The sequence below is a fragment of the Promicromonospora umidemergens genome, from assembly GCF_024171995.1.
In the GTDB taxonomy this organism is placed as follows: Bacteria; Actinomycetota; Actinomycetes; order Actinomycetales; family Cellulomonadaceae; genus Promicromonospora; species Promicromonospora umidemergens.
Genome location: NZ_JAMTCT010000009.1, coordinates 193732 through 205480, shown reverse-complemented (window position 1 = coordinate 205480; position 11749 = coordinate 193732). Strand labels below are relative to the sequence as shown.

The 11749-nt window shown below is 69.2% G+C and carries 9 protein-coding genes and 1 rRNA gene; 2 read left to right on the top strand and 8 right to left on the bottom strand.

Annotation, left to right across the window (positions count from 1 at the left end):
* The 4 genes from APR04_RS16235 to tyrS form a co-directional block, all read right to left on the bottom strand.
* Nucleotides 1–107, bottom strand: a 16S ribosomal RNA gene (locus tag APR04_RS16235); the annotation flags it as partial.
* A 758-nt stretch (nucleotides 108–865) separates the two neighbouring features.
* Nucleotides 866–2689 (bottom strand): glutamine--fructose-6-phosphate transaminase (isomerizing), encoded by a 1824-nt coding sequence (gene glmS, locus APR04_RS16230; RefSeq protein WP_253871937.1) that lies wholly within the window; start codon nucleotides 2687–2689, stop codon nucleotides 866–868.
* Nucleotides 2690–2729: 40 nt separating this feature from the next.
* Nucleotides 2730–2993 (bottom strand): hypothetical protein, encoded by a 264-nt coding sequence (locus APR04_RS16225; protein ID WP_253871936.1) that lies wholly within the window; start codon nucleotides 2991–2993, stop codon nucleotides 2730–2732.
* A 154-nt stretch (nucleotides 2994–3147) separates the two neighbouring features.
* Nucleotides 3148–4407: a tyrosine--tRNA ligase gene (gene tyrS / locus APR04_RS16220; protein WP_253871935.1), complete on the bottom strand. Its 1260-nt coding sequence runs from the start codon at nucleotides 4405–4407 to the stop codon at nucleotides 3148–3150.
* 305 nt (nucleotides 4408–4712) lie between these two features.
* On the opposite strand from tyrS, the gene APR04_RS16215 reads away from it, so the two are divergent.
* Both APR04_RS16215 and APR04_RS16210 read left to right on the top strand, forming a co-directional pair.
* The gene (locus tag APR04_RS16215; RefSeq protein ID WP_253871934.1) at nucleotides 4713–6029 is read left to right on the top strand and encodes an MFS transporter; all 1317 of its coding nucleotides are present in this window, start codon (nucleotides 4713–4715) and stop codon (nucleotides 6027–6029) included.
* A 166-nt stretch (nucleotides 6030–6195) separates the two neighbouring features.
* A complete protein-coding gene (locus APR04_RS16210; RefSeq protein ID WP_253871932.1) occupies nucleotides 6196–7173 on the top strand; it encodes an ATP-grasp domain-containing protein in 978 nt (325 codons plus the stop codon).
* A gap of 76 nt (nucleotides 7174–7249) precedes the next feature.
* On the opposite strand, the gene APR04_RS16205 is transcribed toward APR04_RS16210, so the two are convergent.
* The 4 genes from APR04_RS16205 to APR04_RS16190 all read right to left on the bottom strand — a co-directional run bounded on the left by APR04_RS16205 (nucleotide 7250) and on the right by APR04_RS16190 (nucleotide 11685).
* On the bottom strand, nucleotides 7250–7912 hold the full coding sequence (locus APR04_RS16205) for a DNA-3-methyladenine glycosylase (protein ID WP_253871930.1): 663 nt from the start codon (nucleotides 7910–7912) through the stop codon (nucleotides 7250–7252).
* A 22-nt stretch (nucleotides 7913–7934) separates the two neighbouring features.
* A complete protein-coding gene (locus tag APR04_RS16200; protein WP_253871928.1) occupies nucleotides 7935–9281 on the bottom strand; it encodes a permease prefix domain 1-containing protein in 1347 nt (448 codons plus the stop codon).
* Nucleotides 9281–9643 carry a PadR family transcriptional regulator gene (locus APR04_RS16195; RefSeq protein ID WP_253871925.1) on the bottom strand — a complete coding sequence of 121 codons (363 nt, stop codon included), beginning with the start codon at nucleotides 9641–9643 and terminating at the stop codon, nucleotides 9281–9283. The genes APR04_RS16200 and APR04_RS16195 overlap by 1 nt, the downstream gene beginning before the upstream one ends.
* A gap of 104 nt (nucleotides 9644–9747) precedes the next feature.
* A complete protein-coding gene (locus tag APR04_RS16190; protein ID WP_253871924.1) occupies nucleotides 9748–11685 on the bottom strand; it encodes a protein kinase domain-containing protein in 1938 nt (645 codons plus the stop codon).
* Between the last annotated feature and the right edge of the window lie 64 nt (nucleotides 11686–11749).

The window sequence follows — 11749 nt, the reverse complement described above, 5'->3', positions numbered from 1 at the left end:
CCCGTTCGCCACTGATCCACCCAGCAAGCTGAGCTTCACCGTTCGACTTGCATGTGTTAAGCACGCCACCAGCGTTCGTCCTGAGCCAGGATCAAACTCTCCATAAAAGAGAAACATCCACACCCACCCGAAGACGAGTGCGAACAATGATACCGGCCAGACCAATCTGATGATTAAGTCTGTCCAAACAACCCCTCACAGCACATGACCACACCAACCGAACGGTCAGCACAGCCACACCCACAAGGGTTAAAACATTGGCATTGACTATCAAGCACACTGTTGAGTTCTCAAACAACCGACGCACACCGTCAGATCCGCAATCTTTCCGATCGCTTCCCTGTCCGGGGCAGTGCCTGTAACTTACCAGGCCCTTTCGGACTTTTCCAAATCCTCTCCAGCCTGTCGGCCAGCGAGAATTCTTCGACCATCCGAATGAATTCTGATTCCCATTTACGCCATCGTCAGAAGAATGAACTTCAGCGACTTGCGAAGGTTGGGACGCCTCCCGGTCGATCGCGGCGCTAGCCGCTTGATCAACGTTCGGAGGCAACCTGTGTAACTTACCCTACCACGCTCCCCGGCGCAAGGACCCTGGTGAGGGTTCCTACATCGGGATGCCTGTCCGGCAAGCCCTCCCCAGTTCCGAAGCGCACGAAGCCACTCTCAGATCTGGTTTGGTTTCCGCCCCGGGACCGGCCAGTCACGCTTGTCGCGCTTCCTGTCCGTATCTCCCTGTCGGGCGAACAACGGGAACAGTACACAGCGATCGGCACCCACGCCAAATCGGCGTTCCATCCGGACCGCAAGGGGCCAGAAACCGCGGGTCCCCGGCGCACGCGTCGGGGACCCGCCTGTGCCGTCGTCACTCCACGGTGACCGACTTCGCCAGGTTCCTCGGCTTGTCGACGTCGTGCCCGAGCGCAAGCGCCGCGTGGTACGCCAGCAGCTGCAGCGGCACGGTGAGCAGCAGCGGGTCGAGCTCCCGTTCGCTGCGCGGCACGTCGATGCGCTCCACCCGCAGGTCCCCCAGGTCCACGCCGGCGTGCGTCACCACGACGAGCGGTCCGCCCCGGGCATCGATCTCGTGCAGCGCCGCCACGTTGCGGTCGGTCAGCTCGTCGTCAGGCACGATGGCAACGGTGGGCACCTCGGGCGAGATGAGCGCCAGCGGGCCGTGCTTGAGCTCCGACATCTGGTACGCCTCGGCGTGCCGGTAGCTGATCTCCTTGAACTTCTGGGCGCCCTCTCGCGCCACCGGGAATCCCCTGACCCTGCCCACGAAGAACAGGCTCTCGGCCTCCGCGAGCGCCTTCGCCGCCTGGGCGATCCGCTCCTCGCCGTCGAGCACCTGCTCGATCTGGGCCGGCAGGTTCTGCAGCCCGGCTACCAGCCGGCGTCCGTCGGCGACGGACAGGTCTCGTACGCGCCCCAGCTGGAGCGCAAGGAGTGCGAAGCCCACGAACATCGTGGTGAGCGCCTTCGTGGAGGCGACGGCGATCTCGGGCCCCGCGTGCAGATAGATGCCGCCGTCGCAGGCCCGGGCGATCGCGGAGCCGACCACGTTGACCAGCCCGATGACGCGGCCTCCCTTGCGGCGGATCTCCTCGACCGCCAGCAGCGTGTCGATGGTCTCGCCGGACTGGCTCACCGCCACGTACAGCGTGTCCGGCTCGATCACCGGGCTGCGGTAGCGGAACTCGCTCGCGGCCTCGGCGTCGGCGGGGACACGAGCGAGCTCCTCGATGAGCGACGCACCCATCTGCCCTACGTAGTACGCGGACCCGCAGCCCAGGATCTTGACCCTGCGGACGGCACGCAGCTCGCGGGCGTCCATCTCGAGCCCGCCCAGGTGCGCGGTCGCGAACCGCTCGTCCAGCCGACCGCGCAGCGCCCGCTCCACGCTCGCCGGCTGCTCGAGCATCTCGGTATACATGCGCGGACGGCCGTCGATCGGACCGTGCTCGTAGGCGCTGGGGTCGACGTCGACCTCACGAGCGGTGGTCTGGGTGCGCGTCAGGTCCCGGCGGAACGTCGTGAAGCCCGACGCCGTGACGGTCGCCAGCTCGCCGTCGGCCAGGTGCGCGACGGTGGTGGTGTGGCGTACGAGCGCCGCCAGGTCGGAGGCCACGAACATCTCCTTGTCCCCCACACCGACCAGCAGCGGGCTGCCGTTCCTGGCCACCACCACGCGGTCAGGGAAGCCGGCGTGCACGACGGCCAGCCCGTAGGTTCCCTCCACCGCGTCCAGCGCGTCCACGACCTTTCCCTCGAGCGTGTCGGCGTCGGACAGGGCGACGAGGTGGGCGAACACCTCGGTGTCTGTGTCGCTCACGAGCGACACGCCCTGGTCGACGAGCCGCGCGCGCAGCGCCGCGGCGTTGTCGATGATGCCGTTGTGCACCACCGCCACCGCACCGCTCTCGTCCGTGTGCGGGTGGGCGTTGGCGTCGGTCGCGGGACCGTGCGTCGCCCACCGGGTGTGGCCGATGCCCACCCGCCCCGGCATCCGCTTGGGCAGGACCTCGGCGAGGTCGCGCACGCGCCCGGCGCGCTTGGTCACGCGGAGCTGGGAGCCGACGACGGCGACACCCGCCGAGTCGTAGCCCCGGTGTTCGAGCCGCCCGAGCGCCTCCACGAGCAACGGGGCCGCGTTCTGGCCGCCGACGTAACCGACGATTCCGCACATGCTGGTGCTCCTTCGGGGAAAGTATCAGGTCCGAGCCCGGTCAGCCGTAGATCATCCGGCGCAGCTGCCGTTCGCTGAGCTGCGGAGCCGCGACGACCCGGTGCTCCAGCTCGGCGGCGATCCGCGCGAAGATCTCGGGGTTCTTCGCCCCATAGGTCTTCAGCTCGGCGTGCCGCCGTCGGACGACGTCCTCGACCGGCGTGGCGAAGTACGCCACGACGTCGCCGACCACCCGCGCCGCCTCTGCGGGGGTGAGCCCTGTGCTCGCCGCCACGTGCGCGACGAGATCGGAAGACGTCTTCATGACCAAGAGACTCGCCCCTTCGACGACGGGGAGCAATTTCTTGCCCGTAATCGGGCAGGACGGACGCCAGAAGTGTCCGGACATGCGGACGGCGGCCGCCCGCTTGTCAGCGAGCGACCGCCGTCGCGTACCGGTGCAGCCGGTCAGGGAAGCGTCACTCCGACGTCGCGACCGCCAGCGTCTTCTTGCCGCGGCGCAGCACCGCGTGCTTGCCGTGCAGCAGGTCCTCGGGGGCGAGAGCCGCCTCGTCCGACGTCACCTTCACGTTGTTCACGTAGGCGCCGCCCTCGGCGATCGCACGGCGCGCGGCACCCTTCGATGCCACGAGCCCTGACCCGACCAGGAGGTCCGCGACCAGGTCCCCGGCCTTGGCCGTCACTCGCGGCAGCTCGGACACCGCCCCGGAGAGCGTCCGCGCGTCGAGCTCGTCGAGCGAACCACGGCCGAACAGGGCCTGGCTCGCCGCGATGACCGCCTCCGTGGCGCCGGCGCCGTGCACCAGGGTGGTGACGTCACCCGCGAGCGCCTTCTGGGCCTCCCGCGCGAAGGGCCGCTCGGCCACCTCGCGCTCGAGCTCGGCGATCTCCTCTTGGCTGCGGAACGTGAACACCTTGAGGTAGTTCACGACGTCCGCGTCAGCCTGGTTGAGCCAGAACTGGTAGAACGCGTACGGGCTGGTCATCTCCGGGTCGAGCCAGATGGACCCGCCCTCGGACTTCCCGAACTTGGTGCCGTCGGCCTTGGTGATGAGCGGCGTCGTGAGCGCGTGGGCACTCACGCCTTCGGCCTTGCGCAGCAGCTCGACGCCGGCCAGCAGGTTGCCCCACTGGTCGTTTCCGCCCAGCTGCAGGGTGATGCCGTGCCGCCGGTACAGCTCGCGGTAGTCCATGCCCTGCAGCACCTGGTAGCTGAACTCGGTGAAGCTGATGCCCTCGTCCGAGCTGAGCCGCCGCGCGACGATGTCCTTGGACAGCATGGTGCCGAGGCGGAAGTGCTTGCCGATGTCGCGCAGGAACTCGATGGCCGTCATCGGGCCGGTCCAGTCCAGGTTGTTCACCATCTGCGCGGCGTTGTCGCCGTCGAAGGACAGGTGCGGCTCGATCTGCGCGCGGATGCGCTCCACCCAGCTCGCGACGGTCTCGGGCGAGTTGAGCGTGCGCTCGCCCGAGTCGCGGGGGTCACCGATGAGGCCCGTCGCGCCGCCGACCAGAAGGTACGGCCGGTGCCCGGCGTCCTGCAGCCGGCGTGCGGTCAGGACCTGCACCAGGTTGCCGATGTGCAGCGACGGCGCCGTGGGGTCAAAGCCCACGTAATAGTCCACGGTGCCCTCCGACAGTGCAGAACGCAGCGCGGGCTCGTCGGTGGACTGTGCCACCAGGCCTCGCCATTGCAGCTCGTCGAAGATGTCTGTCACCGTGTGCTCCTTTGGGTGCTCTGGCCCGTCGTCGTGGGCCCGTGGTACGGAGCGGCCCGCTGTTAGCGGCCCGCTGGTCCTAGTCTGCCCGACGGCGGCCCGTGGACGCGCACCCGTCCGGCGTGCAGAGACCCCTTGACCTCGACCAAGGTTGAGGAACAACGATCAGGGGCATGAGATCTGACTTCTCGGGGCGCGCCCCGGGCCTCCGTCCCCCGATGAGTTCTGGCGCGCGCCGTCGTCGAACGTTCCATGGACACAGAAAAGCTTCCGCGTTCTACCGTCCCGTCGGGCAGGGTTGAACCATGAGCAACGAAGAGATGCCCGGCTGGAAGCGGAACGTCGGGCTGTTCCTGACCGGGCAGACCATCTCCCTGCTCGGTTCGATGCTGGTGATGTTCGCGGTCATGTGGCACCTGACCATCGAGACCCGGTCCGGGTCGGTCCTCATGCTGAGCATCGTGTTCGGCATGCTGCCGCAGGCGTTCATGTCGATCTTCGGCGGTGTCTGGGCCGACCGGCACTCCCGCAAGCTCTTGATCATGGGAGCCGACACCACGATCGCGGTCGTGACGCTGGGTCTGGCCCTGCTCATGGCGAGCGGCGTCGACGACCTGTGGGTCATCTACCTGGCGCTGGCCGTCCGGTCGGTGTTCGCGGGGATCCAGACGCCCGCCGTGAGCGCGATGATCCCTCAGATCGCGCCGGCCGATCAGCTGATGCGTGTCAACGGGATGTTCCAGTCGATCCAGTCCGGGATGATGCTGCTCGCCCCGGCCCTGGCCGCCGTGGTCTACGCGTCGTTCGACATCGTCGCCGTGTTCTTCGTGGATGCGGCGACCGCGCTGATCGGCGTCGGCATGCTCGCGCTGGTCCGGGTGCCGCGACTGGTGCGGGCCGCCACCGAGGACGGTCCGGTCAGCTACTTCGGCGACCTCGTGGCGGGCGTGCGGTACATCGGCTCGAACGCCCCCCTGAAGTGGCTGATCGCGCTGTTCGCGCTCGTGATGTTCCTCGTCGGAGCACCGAGCTACCTGACACCGCTGATGGTCACCCGCACGTTCGGCGACGAGGTGTGGAAGCTGACCGCGAACGAGCTGTTCTGGGGCGGCGGCATGCTGCTGGGCGGGCTGCTCATGGCGAGCTTCGGCCCACGGATCAAGCGGCGGGTGCGGCTCATGGTGGGCTCCGTGATCGTCACCGGCGTGCTGGTCACCGGCCTGGGTCTGTCGACGAACATGTGGGTGTTCTTCGGGCTCGGGCTGCTGATCGGCATCACGTTCGCCACCCTCAACACGCCGGCGTTCACGATCATCCAGGAGCGCGTGGAACCTGAGATGCAGGGCCGGGTGTTCGGCTTCGTCGGCATCGTCATCACCGTCGCGATGCCGCTGTCCATGATCGTGTTCGGCCCGCTGGCCGACCAGTTCTCCGTGGAGTCGCTCCTGATCCTGGCCGGGGTCCTCCTGGTCGTCGTGCTGGGCACGATCCTCGCCGTCCCCGCGGCCCGGCGTTCCCTGGCGCAGGTCGACGTGGCGCCGGAACCCGTCGGCGAGGCCGTCGGCGAGCCTGCTGACAAGCCGGTCGAAGTGGCCGGAGCAGCCCGCGTCGACCACCGGTAGCCCGGGCAGCACACAGGGTGGAGGCCGGTCCCGGGTGGTCACGGGCCGGCCTCCGCCACACCCCTGCGTCCGCGGTCCTGTGCCGCAGGACACAGACGAGCGCCCAGGACCGCGTGCCAGTATTGCGGGGTTCCATCGATGGCTGTCATGCGTTCGGAAGGTCCCTGTGAGCACCCCCAAGATCTATGCCCTGCACGAGAACCCCGAGTGGTTCCCCCCGTTCGCCGAGGCCTTCGCGGCCGAGGGCGTCGAGTACGTGGAGTGGGTGCTGACCGACGGCGTGCTCGACCTCGACGACGCGCCACCGGAGGGAATCTTCTGGTCCCGCATCTCGGCGAGCAGCCACACGCGGGACCACGGGCTCACCAAGGACTACTCGCGCGCCGTGCTGTCCTGGCTCGAGGCCTACGGCCGGCGCACGGTCAACGGCCGCCGTGTGCTCGAGCTCGAGGTCAGCAAGGTGGACCAGCTCACGGCGCTGCGGGCCGCCGGGATCGACACGCCGCGCACGGTGGCCGCCGTCGGGCGGGACCAGGTGCTGAAGGCAGCGCAGGGTTTCCCCACCCCGTTCGTCACCAAGCACAACCAGGGCGGCAAGGGCCTGGGGGTGCGCAAGTTCGACTCGTTCGACGACCTCGCCGACTACGTCCGGTCCGACGAGTACGAGGAGCCGGTGGACGGGATCACCCTGATCCAGGAGTACGTGATCGCGGCCGACGGCGGCATCACCCGCGTCGAGATCGTCGGCGGCGAGATGGTCTACGCCGTGCGCGGCGACACGGAGCGCGGCGGGTTCCAGCTCTGCCCCGCCGACGCGTGCGCGATCGACCCCGAGACGGGCCGGCCCGTCCCGCCGGTCGGCGCGACCATCTCCATGGCGCCCGACGAGGAGTGGGGCCTGTTCTCCGAGCGTGAGGGCTATGACGACCCGGTGGTCGCCAAGTACCTTGAGTTCACACGGCGGCACGGGATCGAGGTGGCGGGAATCGAGAACATCCGGACCGCCGACGGCCGCGTCCTGACGTACGACGTGAACACCAACACGAACTACAACAGCGAAGTGGAGCGACGCACCGCGAGGTCGGGGCCGCGCGAGATCGCGCGGCACCTGGCCCGGGTGCTGCGGGAGACCTACCCGGTCTGACGGTCCGGTTCCGACGGCGTGCGCTCGGTCCGCCGATCGACCGGACTCCTCGCCTGCGGGACGCATCCGACCGGTCTCAGGTGCGCGCGGGTGCTGCACGGTAGGCCGAGACGGTCGGCTCCGCGTCCAGCCAGAAGCGCCAGGGGAAGAGGTCTGCGCGGCCGCCGTCGCCGCTCACGCCTACGCGTGGGCCGGTGCGGATGACGGCGGGGGTCTCGACAGGCTCGACCAACGGGTGGCGCAGCACCACGTGGCCCTCCGGAGCGGTGACGTCGGCGCCGTCGTCGGACAGGTCGAGCCCCAGGGCGACGGCCAGGCGGGCCGGGCCGCGCGCGAGGTCGCGGTCGGTCCGGGCGACGCCGGAGGCGAGGCGGCGCGAGCGGGCCAGGTCCGCGCCGTCGACCACCTCCCCCGCCCGGACCAGCACCGCCGACGCCTCCCCCTCCGGCCCGCACACCACGTTCACGCAGTGGTGCAGACCCAGGTGCCGGTAGACGTACAGCCGCCCGGGCTCGCCGAACATCGTCGCGTTGCGCCGGCTGGGGCCGCGGTAGGCGTGCGAACCGGGGTCGGTGGTGCCGTCGTACGCCTCCACCTCGGTGAGGCGCAGACCGACGATGCCGTCGGGCGTGCGGGTGGTGAGTGTGGCCCCCAGCAGGTCCCTGGCGACGTCGAGAACTGGTCGCGCGTACCAGTCCCTGCCCGGGACGCTGCTGGGCACGGTGTCGGGAACGTTCATGCCCCGATCATGCACAGACCTGCTACGCGAACGCGAAGACCGGCGGGAAGATCACGACCACGACCAGCGCCCACACGGCGTAGGCGGGCAGGTACCTGGTCTGCCAGCGCTCGACCGGTCCGAACGGGCGCTTGCCCCGCAGGAACTCGACGGACAGCCAGGCCGACCAGGCCAGGTGCACCAGCAGCACCAGGTTCAACCCGAGGGCCGCCACCTTGTTGGCGCTGAACCCGAACTCGGCGATGCGGGTCAGCATCGCGCTCAGGGTGACCGTGTCGACGGCGAGCGCCGCGACCACGAGGACGAGCTGGAGCACGTCGAACAGCCCGGGCGGCGCGAGCGAGTCGCGGGCGGAGATTGAGTAGAGCAGCAGGCACAGCACGAGCACGAGCACCATGTCCATGAGGATGAGCAGCTCGCGGTCGACGTCGAGCAGCCCGCCGGTGGTCGCGAAGACGCCGAGGAACACGAGCAGCATCACGATGGTCAGCGGTGTGAAGACGCGAGTCAGGACCGGTGCGATGTTCTCGACGACGTTCTGTTTGGCCTCGACCAGCCAGGCCGCGACGATGAGGGCGCCGGGCACACAGAACGGCAGGATCCAGGACTCGAGGACGGGCTCGAAGTCGACGCCGACCAGGCCGAGGGTGCCGAGGGTGAGCCCGATGAGCACTCCCCCGCCGAGCGCGATCAGGACGAAGTAGATGGCGAGCTCGCCGGTGAAGCGGACGTAGTCCATGCGGCGGGCGTCCGACCGCCACCGCCCGCCCGCGTAGGCGACGGAGATCAGCGCCCAGAGGGCGACGATCGAGTGGCTGGCGGCGAGGAACAGGGTCGAGCCGTCCGGGTCGAACGGGTAGACGTTCAGCACCACGGCGAGCAGGGCGAACGGGACCAGGAGCGCCGCGCCCACCCGCCAGGTGAGCTTGCGCTTCCAGGCGAAGTAGCCGGCGAGGAACGGGAGCACGAGCAGCCCGATGTTGCGCAGGACCACCAGCTCGTCGGCGAACAGCTCGGTGCCGATCTTGACCGCTGCTCCAGCCCCGAGGGCGAGCGCCAGGACGACGCCGAGCTCGCGCCAGGGCTTCGCACCGGCGTCGGGCTCGTCGGGGACCAGCACGAGCTGCTTCCAGAGCCGGTCGGAGTGCTCGCGGGCGAACTCGCGGGAGACCTCGTCGAGGTTGCCCATGCGCTTGACCGAGACCAGGAAGGCCTCGTCGTCGTCGAGCCCGGTGCTGGTCAGGTCGGTCACCTGCTCGCGAAGGTGGTCCTCCATCTCCTCGACGTCGCCTGCCGAGATGGCCCGACGGCGCTGGACGTAGCCGCGCCACTGGTCGATCTGTGCTTCGAGCTCGGGGTTGGTGCTCATCATGCCCACCCTTCTGCGACTGCGGGCGGGCGCTGGGCGTCCTGCCACACCTGCTTGAGGGCGTCGGCGACAACCGACCACTGCTGCTGCCGGTCGGCGAGCGTCTCCCGGCCGGCCTGCGTGATCGCGTAGTGCTTGCGGCGGCGTCCGGCGTCGGACGTGCCCCAGCTCGCCTCCACGTACCCGAACCGCTCGAGCCGGTGCAGGAGGGGGTAGAGCATGCCGTCGGTCCACTGCATGCGCCCGCCGGAGAGCTCGTTGACGCGCTTGACGATCGCGTAGCCGTACGACTCGCCGTCGGCCAGGATGCCGAGGACGAGGGGTGTGGCCGAGGCCGCCACCAGATCCTTGTCGATGTGCACTCAGATTCTCCAATGCCTAGGAGTGCTAGGGGTTGGAACCCTAGCACTGCAAGGCATGGTTGATCTAGGTGTGGACGGCCGCGCATCCGGCTCTGCCGATGGGGCTACTTCAGCTCGATGCTGGTGATCGTCACCGGTTGCTCCGGTTGCTCGTTGCCCTTGCTCCCTTGCTCCGCGACCGACTTCAGGATCTCCATACCCGTGGTGACCTTGCCGAACACGGTCTGCCCTTCAGGGCTGGGGATCGCCGAGTCGTCGTGCACGAGGGAGAACTGAGCGTTCGAGTATCCATCGCCGTTGAATGCCATGACGAGGCTGCCTGCCGGATACACGCCGTCGTGCGGGACGTTCTCCGGCGGCCCGAACACGAAGCCTGGATATCCCTCACCGCTGAAGGTGGGGTCCCCGCACTTCAGGCGGTACGGGCCGGCAGTCTTGAGCTCGTGGCATCCGGTGCCGTCGTAGTAGCCACCTCGGGCGAGCTCCACGAAGACCGCGACGGCGATCGGCGCGGAGGCCCCGTCGAGCTCGACTTCGATGTCGCCCACGCAGGTCTTCAGCGTGGCGTGCCACTTCCGGTACTCGGAGGCCGACTCGTCGTCGGGAAGCGAATAGGTCGCCCGAGGCTCCTGCACCGGGTCCGGACAGTCGGCCGCGACGAGCTGACCCTCGTTCGCTGGAGCGCTGTCGGCGGCCTCGGACGGGTCGGCGTCCGTGTCCGTGACCGTGTCCGCGTTGGCGTTGGCGTCGGTGACGCCGGGACTCGCACCTCCGCCCGCCCCTACCAGAGGGTCGTCACCCCCCGGAAGCAGCGTCGGCAGCAGGAAGAACCCGCCGACGGCGAGCACAAGAACGCCCGCGACGGCCACGGCGGACCAGATCCACCTGCGTCTGCTCGAGCCGGGCTCCGTCACCGGCGCGGGCGACTGCGCAGCGGGCCGACGCAGCTCGGTCGCGTCCGCCTCCCCCCGGAGATGGGTCTCCGCTACGGCGATCGGGAGGTCCGACACCGGTGGCGAAACGGCCTGTTCACGCAGCGGGCCGGCCGACCGTGCCGGAATCGGCTCCGGAGCTGCGGAACGGACCTGCCCGGTCGCGGACTGCCCAGGCTGCGCGAGCGACAGCGGCCCGGTCGCGCCTGTCCCGTTGCGCTCCGCGATCATCGTGGCGATCCCGTCGGTGAGCCACGGCCGGTTCGGTGCCGCTCCGGCCAGCACCGTGGCCGCGTCGCCCGAGTCGGCGAGCCAGTCCAGCACCTGCGGCACCTGAGGCCTGGCCGCCGGATCCTTGGCGAGGCAGGCCAGCACCATGGGCCTCAGCTCGTCGGGGACCCCGGTCATGTCCGGTTCGCCGTGCACCACCCTGTAGACCATGGTCTCCAGCCGACCGGAGCCGAACGGGTTGTGACCCGAGACAGCGAAGGTCAGGACGCCACCGAACGCGAACACGTCGCCGGCCGCCTCGACGGGGTGCCCGAGCGCCTGCTCCGGCGGCATGTACGCGGGCGTCCCCATCAGGGCGTCAGCACTGGTGAACGAGGTCGCGTCGAGAGCCCTGGTGATACCGAAGTCGATGACGCGCGGGCCGTCGGCCGCAACGATGATGTTGGCGGGCTTCAGGTCGCGATGCACCAGTCCAGCGGCGTGGACGGCCTGAAGCCCTTCGGCCAGACCGGCACCGATCGCCAGGACGGCTTCGATCGGCAGCGGGCCGTGCGCGTCGACGGCGGCCTGGAGCGAGGGGCCGTTGATGTAGCTGGTGGCCATCCAGGGCCGGGCGGAGTCGGTGTCCGCGTCGACCACCTCGGCGGCGTAGAAACCGCCCACCCGTCGCGCAGCGGCGACCTCCCGCTCGAAGCGCTGCCTGAAGTGCGGGTCGGCAGCAAGATCGCCCCGGATCACCTTGAGCGCGACCTCGCGACCACCGCGGGAACGGCCGAGGTATACGGCTCCCATCCCGCCACGTCCCAAGCGGCCGAGCAGTCGATACGGGCCGATCTCGCGAGGGTCGGCGGCCGGATCCAGCGGTTCCAGGTATGTCACCGGGCAAATCTACCGAAACATGCCGATATGTTTGACGGTCCGACCCGCAAGCTGCGGGCGCTGA

Excerpts from the sequence above, each read along its gene's own strand:
- glmS (WP_253871937.1), bottom strand. The coding sequence starts at position 2,689 with ATGTGCGGAATCGTCGGTTACGTCGGCGGCCAGAACGCGGCCCCGTTG.
- APR04_RS16225 (WP_253871936.1), bottom strand. The coding sequence starts at position 2,993 with ATGAAGACGTCTTCCGATCTCGTCGCGCACGTGGCGGCGAGCACAGGG.
- APR04_RS16215 (WP_253871934.1), top strand. The coding sequence starts at position 4,713 with ATGAGCAACGAAGAGATGCCCGGCTGGAAGCGGAACGTCGGGCTGTTC.
- APR04_RS16205 (WP_253871930.1), bottom strand. The coding sequence starts at position 7,912 with ATGAACGTTCCCGACACCGTGCCCAGCAGCGTCCCGGGCAGGGACTGG.
- APR04_RS16200 (WP_253871928.1), bottom strand. The coding sequence starts at position 9,281 with ATGAGCACCAACCCCGAGCTCGAAGCACAGATCGACCAGTGGCGCGGC.